Origin of the sequence: Bradyrhizobium semiaridum (genome assembly GCF_020329505.1) — a bacterium.
Lineage (GTDB): Bacteria > Pseudomonadota > Alphaproteobacteria > Rhizobiales > Xanthobacteraceae > Bradyrhizobium > Bradyrhizobium semiaridum.
The window spans coordinates 46,250-64,926 of sequence record NZ_JAGKJJ010000036.1; the positions used below are offsets into that span (position 1 = coordinate 46,250).

At 66.1% G+C, this 18,677-nt stretch carries 19 protein-coding genes; 10 read left to right on the forward strand and 9 right to left on the reverse strand.

The features are described from left to right. Positions 1 to 33: 33 nt before the first annotated feature. Positions 34 to 1,071, forward strand: coding sequence for an amino acid ABC transporter substrate-binding protein (locus J6500_RS28260; protein WP_225715980.1), 1,038 nt, complete (start codon positions 34 to 36; stop codon positions 1,069 to 1,071). Positions 1,072 to 1,116: 45 nt separating this feature from the next. Here the strand turns inward: J6500_RS28260 and J6500_RS28265 are convergent, their stop codons facing one another. Further along, positions 1,117 to 2,256 (reverse strand): acyl-CoA dehydrogenase family protein, encoded by a 1,140-nt coding sequence (locus J6500_RS28265; RefSeq protein WP_225715981.1) that lies wholly within the window; start codon positions 2,254 to 2,256, stop codon positions 1,117 to 1,119. A gap of 151 nt (positions 2,257 to 2,407) precedes the next feature. Then, entirely contained in the window at positions 2,408 to 3,592 is a 1,185-nt protein-coding gene (locus J6500_RS28270) for an acyl-CoA dehydrogenase family protein (protein ID WP_225715982.1), read from the reverse strand. A gap of 164 nt (positions 3,593 to 3,756) precedes the next feature. On the opposite strand from J6500_RS28270, the gene J6500_RS28275 reads away from it, so the two are divergent. Both J6500_RS28275 and J6500_RS28280 read left to right on the forward strand, forming a co-directional pair. Next, complete coding sequence (locus tag J6500_RS28275; protein WP_225715983.1) at positions 3,757 to 4,302, forward strand: carboxymuconolactone decarboxylase family protein; 546 nt, start codon at positions 3,757 to 3,759, stop codon at positions 4,300 to 4,302. Positions 4,303 to 4,451: 149 nt separating this feature from the next. Beyond that, positions 4,452 to 4,946 (forward strand): VOC family protein, encoded by a 495-nt coding sequence (locus J6500_RS28280; protein WP_225715984.1) that lies wholly within the window; start codon positions 4,452 to 4,454, stop codon positions 4,944 to 4,946. Between the two features lie 85 nt (positions 4,947 to 5,031). On the opposite strand, the gene J6500_RS28285 is transcribed toward J6500_RS28280, so the two are convergent. The 4 genes from J6500_RS28285 to J6500_RS28300 all read right to left on the reverse strand — a co-directional run bounded on the left by J6500_RS28285 (position 5,032) and on the right by J6500_RS28300 (position 9,394). After that, positions 5,032 to 6,249 carry an MFS transporter gene (locus tag J6500_RS28285; RefSeq protein WP_225715985.1) on the reverse strand — a complete coding sequence of 406 codons (1,218 nt, stop codon included), beginning with the start codon at positions 6,247 to 6,249 and terminating at the stop codon, positions 5,032 to 5,034. A 118-nt stretch (positions 6,250 to 6,367) separates the two neighbouring features. After that, positions 6,368 to 7,612, reverse strand: a complete 1,245-nt coding sequence (locus J6500_RS28290) for an MFS transporter (RefSeq protein ID WP_225715986.1) — start codon at positions 7,610 to 7,612, stop codon at positions 6,368 to 6,370. 349 nt (positions 7,613 to 7,961) lie between these two features. Beyond that, on the reverse strand, positions 7,962 to 8,456 hold the full coding sequence (locus J6500_RS28295) for a type II toxin-antitoxin system HicB family antitoxin (RefSeq protein WP_225715987.1): 495 nt from the start codon (positions 8,454 to 8,456) through the stop codon (positions 7,962 to 7,964). Between the two features lie 248 nt (positions 8,457 to 8,704). Then, on the reverse strand, positions 8,705 to 9,394 hold the full coding sequence (locus J6500_RS28300; protein WP_225715988.1) for a DUF938 domain-containing protein: 690 nt from the start codon (positions 9,392 to 9,394) through the stop codon (positions 8,705 to 8,707). A 379-nt stretch (positions 9,395 to 9,773) separates the two neighbouring features. Between J6500_RS28300 and soxX the strand changes: the two genes are divergently transcribed. The 7 genes from soxX to J6500_RS28335 all read left to right on the forward strand — a co-directional run bounded on the left by soxX (position 9,774) and on the right by J6500_RS28335 (position 15,673). Continuing rightward, positions 9,774 to 10,064 (forward strand): sulfur oxidation c-type cytochrome SoxX, encoded by a 291-nt coding sequence (gene soxX, locus J6500_RS28305; protein ID WP_225716014.1) that lies wholly within the window; start codon positions 9,774 to 9,776, stop codon positions 10,062 to 10,064. 44 nt (positions 10,065 to 10,108) lie between these two features. Beyond that, complete coding sequence (soxY, locus tag J6500_RS28310; protein ID WP_225715989.1) at positions 10,109 to 10,603, forward strand: thiosulfate oxidation carrier protein SoxY; 495 nt, start codon at positions 10,109 to 10,111, stop codon at positions 10,601 to 10,603. 221 nt (positions 10,604 to 10,824) lie between these two features. After that, positions 10,825 to 11,136 carry a thiosulfate oxidation carrier complex protein SoxZ gene (gene soxZ / locus J6500_RS28315; RefSeq protein ID WP_225715990.1) on the forward strand — a complete coding sequence of 104 codons (312 nt, stop codon included), beginning with the start codon at positions 10,825 to 10,827 and terminating at the stop codon, positions 11,134 to 11,136. Next, entirely contained in the window at positions 11,133 to 11,984 is an 852-nt protein-coding gene (gene soxA / locus J6500_RS28320; protein ID WP_225715991.1) for a sulfur oxidation c-type cytochrome SoxA, read from the forward strand. Before soxZ ends, soxA begins: the two co-directional genes overlap by 4 nt. An 8-nt stretch (positions 11,985 to 11,992) precedes the next feature. Beyond that, complete coding sequence (locus J6500_RS28325; RefSeq protein WP_376707870.1) at positions 11,993 to 12,301, forward strand: hypothetical protein; 309 nt, start codon at positions 11,993 to 11,995, stop codon at positions 12,299 to 12,301. A gap of 177 nt (positions 12,302 to 12,478) precedes the next feature. After that, the gene (gene soxB / locus J6500_RS28330; RefSeq protein WP_225715993.1) at positions 12,479 to 14,227 is read left to right on the forward strand and encodes a thiosulfohydrolase SoxB; all 1,749 of its coding nucleotides are present in this window, start codon (positions 12,479 to 12,481) and stop codon (positions 14,225 to 14,227) included. A 405-nt stretch (positions 14,228 to 14,632) separates the two neighbouring features. Next, positions 14,633 to 15,673 (forward strand): MBL fold metallo-hydrolase, encoded by a 1,041-nt coding sequence (locus J6500_RS28335; RefSeq protein WP_225715994.1) that lies wholly within the window; start codon positions 14,633 to 14,635, stop codon positions 15,671 to 15,673. A 126-nt stretch (positions 15,674 to 15,799) separates the two neighbouring features. Here J6500_RS28335 and J6500_RS28340 read toward each other — a convergent pair whose 3' ends face one another. The 3 genes from J6500_RS28340 to J6500_RS28350 all read right to left on the reverse strand — a co-directional run bounded on the left by J6500_RS28340 (position 15,800) and on the right by J6500_RS28350 (position 18,632). After that, a complete protein-coding gene (locus J6500_RS28340; protein ID WP_312018246.1) occupies positions 15,800 to 16,546 on the reverse strand; it encodes an ABC transporter substrate-binding protein in 747 nt (248 codons plus the stop codon). Positions 16,547 to 16,818: 272 nt separating this feature from the next. Next, on the reverse strand, positions 16,819 to 17,592 hold the full coding sequence (locus J6500_RS28345; protein ID WP_225715995.1) for an ABC transporter ATP-binding protein: 774 nt from the start codon (positions 17,590 to 17,592) through the stop codon (positions 16,819 to 16,821). Continuing rightward, positions 17,589 to 18,632, reverse strand: coding sequence for a FecCD family ABC transporter permease (locus tag J6500_RS28350; RefSeq protein WP_225715996.1), 1,044 nt, complete (start codon positions 18,630 to 18,632; stop codon positions 17,589 to 17,591). The genes J6500_RS28345 and J6500_RS28350 overlap by 4 nt, the downstream gene beginning before the upstream one ends. Positions 18,633 to 18,677 lie beyond the last annotated feature (45 nt).

Here is an 18,677-nt window from a genome sequence, read left to right on the forward strand (position 1 = left end):
CCGCTTTTCCCGGTCATTCGCGAGAGAGAATCCATGCGCACATTTCGAGGCGGCCTGATCATCGGGCTCGCGGTCGCCGTGCTGGTGGCGGCCGCCGCCATCACCTACGAGCGTTACGACACAAAGACGCTGAAGCGCACCATGCGCCGCGGCGAGGTGCTGTGCGGCGTCAACAAGGGCTTGCCCGGCTTCTCGATCCCCGACGACAAGGGCAACTGGACCGGCTTCGACGTCGATTTCTGCCGCGCGGTCGCCGCCGCGATCTTCGACGATCCGTCGAAGGCGAAGTTCGTTCCGCTCGATGCCGGCGAGCGCTTCAAGGAGCTGCAGAACCGCACGGTCGACATCCTCTCGCGCAACACCACCTGGAGCATGTCGCGCGAGACCAATTACGACCTCTATTTCCCAGCGGTCGCCTATTATGACGGCCAGGGCTTCATGATCCCGCGCTCGCGCAACATCGATTCCGCGCTCGACCTCAACGACAGCAAGGTCTGCGTGCAGGCCAACACCACGACGCAGCTCAACCTCGCCGACTATTTCCGTGCCAACAACATGAAGTACACGGAGATGAAGTTCGAGAAGCTCGACGACGTGGTGAATGCCTACAATTCCGGCCAGTGCGACACGCTGACCTCGGACGCATCGCAGCTCTACGCGCTGCGGTTCAACCTCGCCAAGCCGAACGACCACATGATCCTGGCCGACATCATCTCCAAGGAGCCGCTGGCGCCGGTGGTCCGCCAGCGCGACGACGACTGGATGATGATCGTGAAGTGGACGCTCTACGCCATGATCAACGCCGAGGAGCTCGGCATCACCTCCAAGAACATCGACGAGGCGCTGAAGTCGAAGAAGCCCGAGGTGATGCGGCTGGTCGGCACCGAGGGCTCCTACGGCGAGGATCTCGGCCTGAGCAAGGACTGGGCGGCGCGCATCATCCGCCGTGTCGGCAATTACGGCGAGATCTACGACCGTAACGTCGGCGCCGACTCCAAGCTGAAAATTCCGCGCGGCATGAACCAGCTCTGGAACGCCGGCGGCGTCCAGTACGCGCCGCCGATTCGGTGACGGCGAAGTCTCGCGAGGACCGCGCCTAAGTGGTGAGGCCTACCTTCAATAACCCTTGCCGCGCGCGAGTTGGTCGGCGTGGAAGTTGCTGTCGCCGAGCAGTTCCTGGCAGACGCGGGCGCGCTTCATGAAGAAGCCGATATCGAACTGGTCGGTCATGCCCATGCCGCCATGCATCTGCACGCCCTCCTGCACCGCCAGCGTCGCCGTGGTGCCGGCGCGCGCCTTGGCCACGGCGACCGCCGTGCCGGCCTTGCCGACATCGGCGTCGAGCGCCTGCAGTGCCTTCAACACCGCGGCGCGGGTAATCTCGATGTCGATATAGAGCTGGGCGGCGCGGTGCTGCAGCGCCTGGAATTCGCCGATCGCCTTGCCGAACTGCTTGCGCTCCTTCAGATAGGTCACGGTGCGGCCGAACACCTCCTCGGAGAGGCCGACCATCTCGGAGGCGACAGCGCCGCGGCCGATATTGAGCACGCTCTCAAGCAATGCAAAGCCCTGATCGACCTCGCCGAGCACGCTGTCGGCGTTGACCTCGACTTTGTCGAACACGATGCGCGCGGCATTGTGGGAATCGACCATCGCGGTGCGCTCGATCGCGAGCCCCTTGGCCTTCGGATCGACCAGGAACAGCGTCAGCCCGTCCTTGTCGCCGGCGCTGCCTGCACTGCGCGCAGCGACGATCAACAGATCGGCGGCGTGACCGTCGACCACGAAAGCCTTGTCGCCCGACAGCTTGAAGCCGTTGCCGGAGCGCGTCGCCGCGAGCCTGGTCTGCAACGGCCGGTGCTTGGCGCCCTCGTCGATCGCGAGCGCCGCCAGCAGCGAGCCGTCGGCGATCTTGGGCAGATGTTGCGCCTTCTGCGCCACGCTGCCGCCGCGCGACAGCGCGGATGCGGCGAGCACCGACGTCGCGAGGAACGGCGACGGCATCAAGGTGCGGCCGATCTCCTCCATGACGATGCCGGCCTCGACGCAACCAAGCCCGCTGCCGCCGAATTGGTCCGGCACCAACAGGCCGGAGAAGCCCATCTCGGCAAAGGTCTTCCAGAGCTCGCGCGAGAAGCCGTCGGCATCCTTGCCGTCGCGCAGGGCCCGCAGATGCGACACCGGCGCCTTGTCGCTGATGAGACCGCGCGCACTGTCGCGCAGCATGGATTGTTCTTCGGTGAGGACGAGGGCCATGGATGGATCCGGTAACTCTGAAGTTGATCGTTCGTTCGGTTGAATTCCAAGATGTCGTCTGCCCGGCCTTGTGCCGGGCATCCACGTCTTCAGCCTGCCGCAACAAAGACGTGGATGGCCGGGTCAAGCCCGGCCATGACGGCGGAGAGCGTCAGGCTCCCGGCAAATCCAGGATGCGCTTGGCGACGATGCCGAGCATCACCTCTGAGGTGCCGCCCTCGATCGAATTGGCCTTGGTGCGCAGCCAGGCGCGCGGGCGGGCGCCGCCTTTGGAGCGTTCGCTTTCCCACTCCAGCGCGTCGATGCCGCCGGCCGACATCAGGATCTCGTGGCGGCGCTTGTTGAGCTCGGTGCCGTAATATTTCATCGCCGAGGAAAACGCCGGATGCGACTGCCCGGCCTTGGCGAGATCGACCGCGCGCTCAGCGGCCGCGGCAAGCGCGGCCTCGTCGACCTCGAAGCTTGCGATCTGGCTGCGCAGCTGTGCGTCGTCGAGCTTGCCCTGCGCATCGGTGCCGATCGAATCCGCCGCGATCTGGCCGAGCGGACGGCCGACGCCACGCTCGCCCATGCCCGAGATCATCGCACGCTCGTGCTGCAGCAGATACTTTGCGACATCCCAGCCGCGGTTGACGGTGCCGACGACATGCGATTTCGGCACCCGGACATTGTCGAAGAAGGTCTCGCAGAACGGCGAATAGCCGGAGATCAGCAGGATCGGCTTGGTCGATACGCCCTTCGAGGTCATGTCGAACAGGATGAAACTGATGCCGTCGTGCTTCTTCGCCGCCGGGTCGGTGCGCACCAGGCAGAAAATCCAGTCGGCGTAGTTGGCATAGGACGTCCAGATCTTCTGGCCGTTGATGATGTAGTCGTCGCCGTCGCTGACCGCGCGCGTCTGCAGCGAGGCGAGGTCGGAGCCGGCATTCGGCTCGGAATAGCCCTGGCACCAGCGGATCAGGCCCGCCGTGATCTTCGGCAGATGCTCCCGCTTCTGCTCTTCGGTGCCGTATTTCAACAGCGCCGGCCCGAGCATCGAAATGCCGAACGAGGTCAGCGGCGCCCGCGCGCCGATCGCGGCCATTTCCTGGCGCACGATCTTGGCCTCCTCGGCATCGAGGCCGCCGCCGCCATATTCCTTCGGCCAGTGCGGCACGGTCCAGCCCTTGTCGCGCATCCGCTCGAACCAGACGCGCTGCGCTTCGGAGGAGAATGTCGCGTTGCGGCCGCCCCAGAAGGTGTCGCCGTCGGAGGTCATCGGCTTGCGCATCTCCGGCGGGCAGTTCTGCTCCAGCCAGGCGCGGGTCTCACTGCGGAATGTCTCGAGGTCAGCCATGTACGTTTCCGGTCATATCAGACGAATTGAAATCGACCTTAGCCACCACACCGTGGAATTCAATATGTCTCGCGGCCGCGCCATGCTCTGACGGCGGTGGTCAGGCTGCATGATCGGGTGTATCGCGAGACAGGGTAACAATTGAAAAACAAGAGGAAACGGACATGCGGCTCAAGCTGCTTTCGCCTAGCGAAATGAACGCCGCCCAAAAAGAAACCTACGACGAATCGATCGCCGGCAAACGCGGCGCGCCGCCGGCGCCGATGATGGCCTGGCTCAACAGCCCGGAGATGGCGCGGCACGCCACGCGGCTCGGCGAGGTGCTGCGCTTCGACACGGTGTTTCCCCCAAAGCTGTCGGAAATCGCGATCCTCGTCACGGCGCGGCACTGGACCGCGCATTACGAATGGTACGCCCACAAGCGGCTCGCCCTGAAGGGCGGCATGGATCCGAAGCTGATCGAGGACATCCGCGTCCGCCGCACGCCTGTTTTCGACGACCCCAGGGCGAAGATGATCTATGACGTCGCCAAGGCGCTGCACGAGGGGCACGGCCTGCCGAAGCCGCTCTACGACGAGGCGGTCGAGGTGCTGAGCCTGCGCGGCGTGGTCGAGATCATCGGCCTATGCGGCTACTACACGATGGTGTCGATGACGCTGAACACGTTCGAATTCGAGCTGCCCGGCGGCGAGCTGTCGGAGCTCGGCTGATATCTTCTCCCTCTCCCCGTTCTTACGGGGAGAAGCGGAGCGAGGCTGGCGGCGCCGCCGCCGGAAACGATGTGTTTCGGAACTGATCGGTGTTCGATCCCCAAACCGAGGTTTAGATTGCGGTTTAGAGAAAACAATGGAGCCAGGGCATGCCGCAAAATCCTCCCATCATCGCGGGCACGCGGATCGGGCATGTCCATCTCAAGGTCGCCGATCTCGACCGCGCGCTCGGCTTCTATTGCGGCGTGCTCGGCTTCGAGCTGCAGCAGCGGCTCGGCTCGGGCGCGGCGTTCATCGCGGCCGGCGGCTATCACCACCACATCGGCCTCAACACCTGGGAGAGCAAAGGCGGCCATCCGCCGCCGCCGGGCACCACCGGCCTGTTCCACACCGCGATCGTCTATCCGACCCGCCCGGCTCTCGCCGATGCGCTGCATCGGGTGCTGTCGGCCGGCATCCAGCTCGACGGCGCCAGCGACCACGGCGTCAGCCAGGCGCTGTATCTGCGCGACCCCGACGAGAACGGCGTCGAGCTGTATTGGGATCGCCCTGAAGCGGAATGGCCGCGCGATGGCGACGGCAAGCTCGCGATGTTCACGCGGCGGCTCGATCTCGATGATCTCATGAAGCAGCGGGTGACCTAATTCCGTAGCCCGGATGTGCGCAGCGCAATCCAGGATCTCTCCGCCGGGCGAGACTGCCCCCGGATTACGCTTCGCTCCATCCGGGCTACAATCGTCTCCGGACCATGATCGTCACGGCGGCGATCAGCTCGAGGCCGATGCAGCCGTAGAACGGCAGCGCGTAGCTGCCGGAGAGATCGCGCAGCAGGCCGACCACGCCGGGGCCGAACGCATAGGTGATCTGGTTGATCGCCGTGATCAGGCTGACCAGCACGCCGAACGCCCGCGGATCGAACTCGCGTTGCACGATCAGCGCCGGCAGCGTGATCAGATTGCCGACCGAGAAACCGAACAGCGCGCAGGCCGCGATCTGCGCGATGTCGTTGTGCACGTTGATGATGACGGCAAGCGCGACCGCCTGGCTGGCAAACGACAGCGCCGAGGCCAGCCGCTGGTTGAGCCGGTCGATGACGAAGGAGAACGAGACGCGGCCGACCACGGCCATCGCGGTCAGCAGCGCCATCGCCACCGTGGCGCGCTCGCGGCCGATCACCTGGTCGAGATAGGCGATCAGATGCACGATGAAGCCGACCTGGGCGAACAGCACCAACGCGAAGGCCACCGAGACCGAGAGGAAGCTGACGTCGCGCAGCGCCCGCGCGCGCACCTGCGTCGCCGACGGCGCGTCGGCGGCGGCCGCCGTCACCGCGTGCAGATGCGCCGGCGGCCGGCCGACGAAGAGCACGATCACCGGCACCATCACTACGACCAGCAGCACCGCGGCGGCGATCATCGCACCGGAGAAGCCGAAGGCGCCGATTCCCGCGACCAGCAGCGGTACGCCGACGATGCCGCCGAAGCTGGCGCCGTTCAGCGCCAGGCTGATCGCCATGCCGCGTTTCTTGTCGAACCACAGGCCGAGCGTGTTGGTGATGATGCCGAGGCTGGTGCCGGCCCAGCCGAACGCCAGCAGCGCGTTGGCGAGATAAAGCTGCCAGGGCTCGCGCACCTCGCCGATCGCGACCGCTGCAACCGCCATCGCAAACGTGCCGGCGATCAGGCAGCTGCGCGCACCGAACGCCCGGATCGCCTCGCTGACGAAGGCGACCAGCGCCGCACCGAACAGATAGAAGAACGTCGTGCCCGACGAGATCAGCGAGGCCGGCCAGCCGTGCAGCCGCTGCAGCTCGGCGACGTAGACGCTCTGCCCGTAGAAGCCGAGGCCCCAGCCGAAGGTCGCCAGCAGGAAGCAGACGACGACGATGCGCCAGCCCTCGTAGCGCAGTGTCGCTTCGTCATTCGGGGAGGATGAGGATGCGTCCATTTCTTGCTCTTGCTTCTCACATCGTCATGGCCGGACCAATCCGTTCTCACGATGTAAGAAGGCTGGCAAGCCGATCATTTCGATCCGGATCGAAATGTCAGCAGCTGGCAGCAAGAGATCAGATGCTGGGATCGGGAATCTCGTCCACCGCGCGCAATTTGGCGCGGCGCTGCGCGAATGAGGCGAGCGACAGCACGACGAGGCCGAGCAGCACCGGCGGGAACACCACCAGGTTCACGGCATTCCAGCCGTAATGCGCGAGCAGCTGGCCGGACGAGAACGAGCCGACCGCCATCATGCCGAACACCAGGAAATCGTTGAACGCCTGCACCTTGTTGCGCTCCTGCGGCCGGTGCGTTTCCAGCACCAGCGCTGAGGCGCCGACGAAGGCGAAGTTCCAGCCGACCCCGAGCACGACCAGCGTCGCCCAGAAGTGCGGCGCCGTGATGCCGGACAGCCCGATCATCGCGGCGACCGCTTCCAGCGCCAGCCCGAGCGCGACGATGAGCGGCGCGCCGAACCGCGCGATCAGCGATCCCGTGAAGAAGCTCGGGCCGTACATCGCGACGATGTGCCACTGAATGCCGAAATTGGAATCGCTGACTGTGAGCCCGCACATCTTCATCGCGAGCGGCGCCGAGGTCATCACGAGGTTCATCATCGGATAGGCGATCACGCCGCACAACGCCGCGGCCATGAAGCGCGGCTGCCTTGCGATCTCGAGCAGCGGACGGCCGCCATGCAGGTCCGCCGCCGCCGGCTTCGGCGCATCGACGCCCGACAGCACGGCCATCGCCACCAGCGCGACCAGCGCCTGCATCACAAAGGAGAACGCGAACAGATAGGGCGGCCAGACGTCCATGGTCCACTGCACGAGCTGCGGCCCGAGCACGCCGGCGAACACGCCGCCGGCCATTACCCACGACACCGCCTTGGGGCGGAACGCGACGCTGGCGCCATCGGCCGCCGCGAAGCGGTAGGATTGCGCGACCGAGCCATAGAGCCCGCCGAGGAACGTCGCGGCGCAGAACAGCCAGAACGACGAATGCAGGATCGCCCAGGCACCGAGCGCGCCCGTCAGCGTGCCGCAGAACGTGCCGATGATGAAGGCGGTGCGGCGGCCATAGGCGCGCGAGATCGCGCCGGTCGGCAGCGTGCCGAGGGCCATCCCGAGCACATACATCGAGAGCGGCACGGTCGCGAGCGAGACTGATGGGGCCAGCGTCGCGCCGACGATCGAGCCGGTGGCGAAGATCACGGCCGAGTTGGCGCCGGTCAGCGCCTGCGCCGCCGCGAGCCGCCACACATTGCTGCGCGCCCGCGCGTCGTCGGCGGTCTCGTCGGAAGCAGTCACGTCGATCATCGGCAGTCCCGCCTGGCAGGCCCCGGCGGGAGCCTCGAATGGCCGGCACTATGGAGAGCGCATGGGGGCCGATCAACCGACGCAAACGGGCGCAGGCTATGCGGGGAGCGCACGGTGGCTCGCATTGCCGGTCCCGTCATCCTGAGAGGGTGACGGTCATGGAGTTCGCGCGCGGCGCGGCGAGAAGGAACGAGCCGTCCACTCTGTCATTCCGGGGCTCGCGAAGCGAGAGCCCGGAATCCATTCATCGTCAGAACGTGCGGCCTGATGGATTCCGGGCTCGCGCCAAGAGGCGAGCCCTCAGGTGCGCATTGGGCACGGGGAATGACAGAGAGAAACGACTGCGCTCCTATCGCGCCTTCCTCCCCGGCCGCTTCTCGGCGCGGATCGTGCCGGTCTTGTGCACCTTGGAGCGCGGGCCGATCGGGGCACCGCGCGGATAGCCGCCGGGCCATTCCAGCGCGAGCGAGCTGGCGAAGCCGAAGAAGCTGGAGCGGCTCATGCCGAGCTCGGCGGCGCGCTTGTCGATCCGCGCGATCAGGCTTTTCGGCAAATAAACGTTGACGCGCTCGGAAGGATCGGGCGGATCGACGCCGACGATGAAATAGGCCGCGACGTCGGAGCCCTTGGGCGGCACGATCCGTTCGATCGGCGTCGGCTCCGGCAGCACGCGCCCCTGCTCGACCCAGCCGTCGACAGCCTGCGCCAGCGCGCGCTCGGCACGCTCGATCGCCTCCTCCTGCGATTTGCCGCCGGCCACGCAGCCGGGGAAATCGGGAAACCAGGCGCCGAAAGCGCCGCGGGACCCGCGCTCCAGCACTGCCGGATAAAGCCGCTTCTTCATTCTGGCCTCCGTATCCGCGAGTATGCTATTTCACATACCTAGGTGTGTCAAATGACACATCATCGGGGCAGCAGGAGAACCGCAAATGGACCGGCAAGCCGAACTCCGCATCATGACGGCTGGGACAGGAGAACAAGCGCTTGCTGAAGCCTTCGCCCACCGCGGCTGCCAGAGGTGACACGGACCTAGCGCGTTTCAGATATTTCCGACGAGCGCTGCCGGCTGCGCGGCAGCGGGTGGCGCCTCGCCTACGACTGAGCAACATCCTTGCGGACGAACATCAGGATCATGTTGTTGGCCGGCATCTCGAAGGTCTCGGCCAGTCGCAGGCCGACGCTGTCGGCCAGTGCCTGTAGATCGGCGATGTCGCGGACGCCCCACTCCGGATCGCGCTCGCGCAAGGAAGTGTCGAACACGGCGTTGCTCAGCGCGGTGTGCTTGCCGTCACGCTTGAACGGGCCGTAGAGGAACAGCCGCCCGTCGGCGCGCAGATGCCGCACCGCGCCGGCGAACAGGCCCTCGGCGACGCGCCACGGCGCGATGTGAACGACATTGGCGCAAAAGATCGCCAGCAGTTTGTCCGGACCTTTGCCGTCCGGCGGTGCCGGCGACCACGCCGGATCGGACAGATCGATCGGCTGCGGCGGCCGGATGTTGGCGAAGCCGGCATGAGCGCGCCAGGCCGCGATGCTGCGCAGATGCGCGGCACTCAGATCGCTCGGCCACCAGACGATGTCGGGCGTATGACCGGCAAAATAGACGACATGCTGGCCGGTGCCGCTGCCGGCCTCCAGCACGTCGCCGGACCGGCCGGCGAGGAAATCCTTCAGGACCGCCCAGATCGGCCGATGGTTGCGATGGAACGCAGCCGCATCGAGCCGCCCATCCGGCTCAACGGGGCTGCCGTCCTTGCCGAACTCCACGACGAACTCTGCCACCGCATTCTCCTGTCAGCCTGTTTGTGGACTCGATCCCAACGGCAAAGTTGGAACCCCGCCCAACATTGTCTGCCCCGTCATCCTGAGGCGCGAGCCTCTTCGGCGAGCCTCGAAAGATGCACGGCCGCCAGCGGGGCCGTCGACCCTTCGAGGGCCGCTGAAGAAGCGGCCACCTCAGGGCGACGGATCTGAATGGGCGCACGCGGACATCATTAACCGCCGTCTCGCCAGCCTATTCTCCGCATTGCCAGCCGATGGCCTTTGTGCTTTCCACTCTCTATATTGCGATGGGATCATCGAGATTGAAGCCCGGGAAACGTCCTTGATCGCCACTTTCTCCAAGCCGGCCGTCCTGCTGGCGCTGCTGGCGGGCGCCGCGATGGCTGCGCCTGCCAAGGCCCAATCCGCCGCCGAGGGCCAGAAGCTCGCCTTCGACCGCGGCAAGGGCAATTGCCTGACCTGCCATGTGATCAAGGGCGGCGATCTGCCGGGCACGATCGGCCCCGAGCTGAGCGGCCTCAAGGCGAAATACAGCCGCGACGAGCTGATCGCGATCGTGTCGGACGAAACCACGCGCAATCCGCAGACCGTGATGCCGCCGTTCGGCCGCAACCGGATCCTGAGCGAGAAGGAGATCAACGCGGTGGTGGATTTCCTGCTGACGCTGTGACGTCGCAGCGTCGCTTGACGAGTTTTGCGCTTGAGGAGTTTTGCATGAGCATCACGAGCAACGAGTTTTCGCCGACGCGCCGCCTGGTGCTGAAGGGCGCCGGCATCGCCGCGCTGATCGGCCTCGGCGCCGTTCCGTTCGATGTTGCGCCGGCGCTCGCCGCCGCCAACGACGCCTATCCGGCGGAGGCGTTCAAGCAGAAGAGCGAGGCCGACGCGATCAAGGCGCTGTACGGCAAGACCGCGGAACCGTCGGACAGGGTGAAGATGGACGCGCCCGAGATCGCCGAGAACGGCGCCGTGGTGCCGATCTCCGTCACCACGACGCTGGCGGACGTCACCTCGATCTCGTTCCTGGTCAGCGAGAACCCGATCGCGCTGGTGGCCTCCTACAGGATTCCGGCGGGCACGCTGCCGAGCGTCGGCAACCGTATCAAGATGGCGAAGACCAGCAATGTGACCGTGCTGGTCGAAGCCGGCGGCAAGCTCTACAGCGCGGTCAAGGAAATCAAGGTTACCGTCGGCGGCTGCGGCGGCTAGCAAACATATGATGAGCCTCGATCGAATCCGCGAACTCACTGTGCCCCCTCTCCCGCGCGCGGGGGAGGGTTGGGGTGGGGGTCTCGCCACAATCGAGAGTCACCAATTGGATAAAACCCCCACCCGGATCGCATCTGTCGATGCGATCCGACCTCCCCCGCAAGCGGGAGAGGTGAAGCGAGCCCGCGGTCGGGTCGCTACGACAACAGAGGACTAAACCGATGGCATCGAGCATTCGCGTGCGCGCCACCTCGAACGGCGACACCACCGAGGTGCAGGCGCTGATCCAGCACCCGATGGATTCCGGCTTCGTCAAGGACGCCAAGGGCGAGATCATTCCGCCGCACTTCATCCAGCAGCTCACCTTCGAACATGACGGCAAGCCGGTGTTTCTCGCCGACTGGGGCGGCGGCGTCTCCAAGGACCCCTATGTGAAGTTCGCCTTCAAGGGCGGCAAGAAGGGCGACGAGCTGAAAATCAGCTGGGTCGACAACAAAGGCGCGACCGACAGCACCACGGCGAAGATTCAATGACGCATTTTGCAATCCGCGCCGCGATCGCAGCCTTCGCTGTGCTGGCGCTCGCACCGGCCGCTCACGCGGCCGACACCGTCGATCCCGCCGCCGACAAGGCTGCGTTCCAGAAATTCTTCACCAGCAAATTCCCCAAGCTGAAGCTGGAGGATTTCGTCAACGGTCCCTATTCGATGAATGAGGACCTGCACAAGCAGTGGGAAGAGAAGGAGCAGTTTCCGCCCTACGAGTTCTCGCTCGAGGCCGGCAAGGAGATGTTTTCCAAGCCGTTCAAGAACGGCAAGACCTATGCGGACTGCTTCCCGAACAAGGGCATCGGCATCCGCCAGGACTATCCTTACTTCGACGAGAAGGAAGGCAAGGTCATCACGCTGGAGCTTGCGCTCAACCGCTGCCGCGAGGCCAATGGCGAGACGCCCTATTCCTATGTGAAGGACGAGATGGCGGCGCTGACCGCCTACATGGCCTACACCTCGCGCGGCAAGCTGATGGACATCAAGATCCCGAACGATCCGCGCGCGCTCGAGGCCTACCAGAACGGCAAGGAATATTTCTACACCCGCCGCGGCCAGCTCAATTTCTCCTGCGCCACCTGCCACGTGCAGAGCCCGGGCGAGCGCATCCGCGCCGAGGTGCTGGCGCCGGCGCTCGGCATCTTGAACGCGATGCCGATCTACCGCTCGGAATGGTCGGGCATGGGCACGACCAGCCGCCGCTTCACCACCTGCAACAGCCAGATCCGCGGCGTGCCGCTCAACCCGCAGGACGACGAGTACCGCAATCTCGAATACTACCTGTCCTATGTCAGCAACGGGCTGCCGATCTCGGGTCCGGGAGCACGACCATGAACGCGGCGATGAGAGGCATCACAATCTTCGCCGCATCCGTTCTGCTGCTGGCCGGCGCGACCGCCCTCGCCGCAGCCTCCGAAGCCGACTACAAGGCGGCCTATGCCGCGGCCGAAGCCGCCAACAAGGAAGCCGGCGCCCTGCGCAATCAGTGGACCACGACCGCCGCGGCGCTCGCTGCCGCAAAAAAGGCCGGCGACGCTGGTGATTTCGACACCGCAGTGGCGCAGGCCAAGGAGGCCGAGGCCCTGGCAAAGGCATCGATCTTCCAGGCCACCAGCGAAAAGGAACGCTGGAAGGATCTGGAAATTCGCTGACACGTTAGGGAGGCATTGGCGAGCGGGTTCCCTCCCCCCTTGCGGGGGAGGGTTAGGGAGAGGGGTGAGCCGCACGGGCGGTGTTCGTGGCTCACCCCTCTCTCCAGCTCTCCCCCGCAAGGGGGGAGAGAGCCCTACCACCGCCCGCGTGGCTTCGAACCAAATGCCGGGAGAGTGATGAGGATCCGCCGCCGGGATTTCCTGAAAGCATCGGTCGCCGCGACCCTGACGGCCGGCCTGCCCCGGCTTGCCCGTGGCGCCGACACCGCCAGCGTCTACGACCTCGAGCGCTTCGGCAACGCCCGCATCCTGCACATCACGGATACCCACGCGCAGCTGCGGCCGGTGTTGTTCCGCGAGCCCAGCGTCAATATCGGCGTCGGCGCGATGGCCGGCCAGCCGCCGCATCTGGTCGGCAAGGCGTTCCTCGACCGCTTCGGCATCCGCCCTGACAGTGCCGACGCCTATGCCTTCACCTGCGTCGAGTTCGAGAAGGCCGCCGCCCGCTTCGGCCGGCTCGGCGGCTTCGCGCATCTGAAGACGCTGATTGACAAGCTGCGCGCCGATGTCGGCGAGCGGCGCACGCTGCTGCTCGACGGCGGCGACCTCTGGCAGGGCACCGGTCTCGCCAATGCCATGAAGGGCGCCGACATGGTGGAGGCCGCCAACCTGCTCGGCATCGAGGCGATGACCGGGCATTGGGAGTTCACCTATGGCGAAGAGGTGCTGCGCGACAATCTCGCGCGCTTCAAGGGCGAATTCCTGGCGCAGAACGTGTTCCTGACCGAGGAAGCCGCATTCAACGACGCCAAGGCGTTCGATCCGGCCTCGGGGCGGGTATTCAAGCCCTCGATCGTCAAGGAGATCGGCGGCCACCGCGTCGCGATCATCGGCCAGGCCTTTCCCTACGTGCCGATCGCGCATCCCAAACGCTTCACGCCGGACTGGACCTTCGGCATCCGCGACGAGGAGCTGCAGAAGCTGGTCGACGGCCACCGCAACAACGACAAGGTCGACGCGGTGATCCTGCTGTCGCACAACGGCATGGATGTCGATCTCAAGCTCGCCAGCCGCGTCACCGGCATCGACATCATCCTCGGCGGCCACACCCATGATGCGATCCCGCTGCCGATCACGGTGACCAATGCCGGCGGCGTCACGCTGGTGACCAATGCCGGCTCCAACGGCAAGTTCATCGGCGTGCTCGATCTCGACCTCGCCAAGGGCAGGGTTGCCAACGTGCGTTATCGGCTGCTGCCGGTGTTCGCCGAGCTGCTGAAGCCAGAGCCGGCGATGCAGACGCTGATCGACAAGATGCGCCAGCCCTATGTCGACGATTGGGACGACAAGCTCGCCGCCGCCGACCGGCTGCTCTACCGCCGCGGCAATTTCTCCGGCACCGTCGACCAGCTGATCTGCGACGCGCTGCTCAGCGAGCTCGATGCCGAGATCGCGCTGTCGCCAGGTTTCCGCTGGGGCCTCACCACGCTGGCCGGCCAGCCGGTGACCATGGAAGACGTGCTCTCGGAAACTGCGATCACCTATCCGCAGACCTACGTCGCCACCATGACCGGCGGCCAGATCAGGGATGTGTTGGAAGACGTCTGCGACAACCTGTTCAACGCCGATCCCTATTATCAGCAGGGCGGAGACATGGTCCGGGTCGGCGGCCTCGCCTACACCTGCACGCCCGGAGAAAGCGTCGGCAAGCGCATTTCCGAGCTGAAGCTCAGCAACGGCAAGCACCTCGAAGCCGGCAAGAGCTACAAGGTCGCGGGCTGGGCCTCGGTCAACCAGCAGAGCGGCGCGCCGGTCTGGGATGTCGTGGCAAAGCACCTGCGCGCCGGCCGGCCGCCGAACCGCGACGCGCCGGGCGTGACGCTGAAGGGCGTCGACGACAATCCGGGGATCACGAGGCTGGGGTGATGCGGCACTATTCTGGCCGCCACCATCGTACCGTCAGGTGCCGTGCATTTGGTGGAGCTGCCGGAGCTGCATCCGGCAGCGAGGCTACTCGATCCGCGCATATGCCGAAGGTATGGCTCGCGAGCGGTGCCAAAGATTCAGCGTCGTCCTGGCGAAAGCCAGGACCCATTACCCCCAGCCGCGAATTGTTGCGCGACGGTGGAGCGACTATCCCCTCTCGATCAAATTCGGTGGTTATGGGTCCTGGCTTTCGCCAGGACGACGGCGTGCGGGAGGCCGCTCGCCAAAATTTCATATCGTGGCGCAGGGCACCGGAATCTCCTGGGGATGGATTTGCTTTGAGTCGACCATATCTATGGAATAATCTCCTCCCGGAGACTCAATCCATAGAATAGGTAAGCCGCCATGATCTTTCGCCAGCTCTTCGACAGCGTGTCCGGCACCTACAGCTATCTGCTCGCGAGCCGCGCCGGCGGCGAGGCGCTGATCCTCGATCCCGTGCTCGAAAAGGCCGACCGCTACTGCAAGCTGCTGCAGGAACTCGACCTCCGTTTGGTCAAGGCCGTCGACACCCATCTGCACGCCGATCACGTCACGGGCCTCGCCGAGCTGCGCGACCGCACCCAGTGCATCACCATCATGGGCGAGCAGAGCAAGGCCGACGTGGTCTCGATGCGCGTCTCCGACGGCGACAAGGTGACGATCGAGGGTCTCTGCCTCGATGCGATATACACGCCCGGCCACACCGACGATTCCTACAGCTACCTGATGGGCGACCGCGTCTTCACCGGCGACACGCTGCTGATCCGCGGCACCGGCCGCACCGATTTCCAGAACGGCAGCGCGCGGGCGCAATACGATTCGATCTTCAATCGCCTGCTGAAGCTGCCGGACGAGACCATGGTATTCCCCGCGCATGACTACAAGGGCGACACCGTCTCCACCATCGGCGAGGAGAAGCGCTACAATCCGCGGCTGCAGGTGAAATCGATCGACGACTATGTCGAGCTGATGAACAATCTCAACCTGCCGAACCCGAAGCTGATGGACGTGGTGGTGCCGGCCAACATGCATGTCGGCCTGCATCAGGACGAGCTCGCCAAGGAAGGCCTCTCGCTCACCGCGCGCGACGCCATCGCGAGCCTCGGCCGCCCCGACATCCTGCTGGTCGATCTGCGCGAGACCGGCGAGCGCGCCAAGCACGGCACGCTGGCCGGCGCACTGCACGCGCCTTATCCCGGCATCTGCGCTACGCTACAGCCCGGCGGCATGCTGCGCGAAGTCGCCGCCGCGACTGGCCGCCGCGTCGTGTTCTTCTGCGCCTTCGGCGAGCGCTCCGCGATGGCGGTGGCCGCCGCCAAGAAGGCGGGACTGGCGAACACCGCTCATATCGAAGGCGGCATCGACGCCTGGAAGAAAGCCGGCGGCCCGGTGGTGATGGGATAGCCGCGGAGAGTTGAAACCGCCCTTCAAACCGCGATCGGATCCGTAGCCCGGATGGAGCGTAGCGCAATCCGGGGCAGGTCCATCCGCGGATTCCGGATTTCGTTGCACTTCATCGAAGCGACGAGACTACCGCGTCACGCGCTGCAGCTCCGCGGTCAGCTTATCCAGCGCATCCGCCAGCATCACGCCGCCGCAGACCGTGAGCCGCTCGGGCAGCACGATGCGCTTGTCCGGCGGGTAGAAGCGCTGCAGCGCGGGGTGCAGCAGGAAGGCGCGGCCGTCGTCCTCGGCGCGGTCGCCGGCCTCGGCGACCAGGATGAAATCGGGTCGCAGTTTTACAATCGCTTCCAGCGAGGCGAAGCCGCCGGCGCCGATGCCGAGCTCGCCGGCGGCGTTGGTAAGACCGACTTCCCTGAGCAGCGAATTGACTAGGCTGGCTTCGCCGGAGACAAAGCCGCGGCGCTCCAGCGGCAAGGCGCGATAATGACGGCCGCTCGCCGCGGCCCGCGCGCGGGCGATCGCGGCATCGAGCCGGGCGATCACGCTTGCCGCGCGATCCGGATGCTGCACCACATCGCCCATCTCGCGGATCTGCGCCTTCACCTCGTCGAGCGTGCGCGGCACCGTGAACTCGACGAGATGCAGCCCGTTGGCCTTCAGCAGCTCGCGCGTCGCGCGCTTGTCGAACAGGCTGACGACGACGATATCCGGCTTCAGCACCAGCACGTCCTCGGCCTCGCCCGACAGTCGCGGATAGTTGCGCGCCTTGTCGGCGGCCCACGATTGCCAGGCATCGCGCGAGAACCGGCTGAGGCCGAGGATCTGGTCGGGATCGGCCAGCGACAGCACCAGCTGATCGCTGCACACATTCATCGAGACGATGCGCGGACCGTCGGCGGACGACGCGCTAGGCGAGATAAGGCAAGCGAGAACCGAGAGCGCCAGGACAAGACAACAGGAAGCGAGACGGCGGCCACGAACCCGCCGCGCCCCCTCTCCCGCTTGCGGGAGACGGCTGGGGCGGGGGTTTTGCCGCAACGAGCACTCTTCGAATGGAGAGAGCCCCCACCCGCCGCGCTCTTCGCGCGCGGCGACCTCCCCTGCAAGCGGGAAAGGTGAAGCGAGTTTGCGGCAGCGCCACCGCATCACACGTCTGCCCACGGCACGATGACGGCCTCGCTTCGGTACTCGGCGCGATAGGCGCTGATCCGGAACACCTCGGCCATCACCGCCTCCGACAGCGCCTCGCGAGGGGCGCCCTGCGCCACGAGCCGGCCCTCCGACAGCAGCAGCACGTGATCGGCGAAGCGCGCGGCGAGGCCGAGATCGTGTGTCACGACGATCACCAGCACACCGGCATCGGCGACGTTGCGCAGTTTTTGCATCACGTCGATCCGGTGGCGCGGATCGAGCGAGGCGGTCGGCTCATCGGCCAGGATCACCGGCGCCTCGACCGCGAGCACGCGCGCCAGCGCGACGCGGCTGCGCTCGCCGCCGGAGAGCTCGGTGACGCGGCGGTCGGCGAACTCGGTGACGTCGACCGCCTGCATCGCCCTGATCACCGCGTCGAGGTCCCTCTGTGACAGCCTTGCCGGATCGGTCGCGCCGTGCGGATAGCGGCCGAGCGCGACGATGTCGCGCGCCGGCAGCGGCCAGTGCACCATGTGGCCCTGCGGCAGGTAGGCAAAACGTTTTGCGCGCTCACGCAGCGGCAAGGCCGCCAGCATGTCGCCGGCGATCCTGATCTCGCCGCTGGACGGGATCAACCCGGCCAGCGCACGGAGCAACGTGGTCTTGCCGGCGCCGTTCGGGCCGACCAGCGCGACCAGATGCCCTGCAGACAACGACAGCGAGATATCGTGCAGCACCTTCCGAGTGCCGAGCGATGCATTGAGGCCCGTGGCGGAGAGCAACGTCATGCCACGCCTCCGCCGAGCGCGCGGCGCTCGCGCATGATCAGATAGAGGAAGAACGGCACGCCGATGATCGAGGTCAGCACGCCGACCTTGATATCCGAGGTCGAGGGGATGATGCGCACCGCGATATCGGCCGCGAGCAGCAGCGCCGAGCCGGCGAGCGCGCTCGGCACCAACAGCCGCGCCGGATCATGGCCGATCACCGGACGCATCAGGTGCGGCGCGACCAGCCCGATGAAGCCGATCGTGCCTGTCACCGCGACCGCGCCGCCGACGCCGAGCGCGACGCCGGTGATCACGAGGAGCCGCAGCCGGCCGACGTCGACGCCAAGGCTCTGCGCCGCCTCCTCGCCCAGCGTCAGCGCCCGGAAGGCGCTGGCCTGGCTGAGCAGGATCATGGCGCCTGCGACGATGAAGGGTAGCGCCAGCGCGACATGCTGGAAGCTGCGGTCCTCCAGCGAGCCGAGCAGCCAGAACGCGATCTCCAGCACCACGAACGGATTGCTGGAGAGATTCATCACCAGCGCCGTCGCCGCGCCCGCGAAGCTTGAGATCGCGAGCCCCGCGAGGATCAGGATCAGCAGCCCGGCATTGCGGCCGGCGATCGCCAGCAGTGCGAACACCGAGCCGAATGCGGCGATGATCGCCACCACCGGCAGCGCATAGGAGCGCACATCGGCGAGCCCCAGCGAGATCACCAGCACCGCGCCGAACGCCGCCGATTGCGGCGCGCCGAACAGCGACGGCGAGGCCAGCGGGTTGCGCAGTAGCCCCTGCAAGGCCGCGCCGGAGAGACCGAGTATGCCGCCGATCGCAAACGCCAGGATGGTGCGCGGCAGGCGGATCTCGCGCACGATCACCTGCGCGACATCGGTAGCCCCGCCGAACAGCGCCTCGGTGACGGTCAGCGGCGACAGCCGCACCGGCCCGATGCCGAGCGAGATCAGTGCCAGCAGGACCACGAGCGCGGCCAGCGCCGCGGTGGCGCCCCACCGGCGCCGCGCCGCGGCCTCGGAGGCCAAAGCAAAATCCTGCACGCTCATCGTCGCAATGCTCTGACAGCGATCGCCGTGGCAGACAAGCGACAC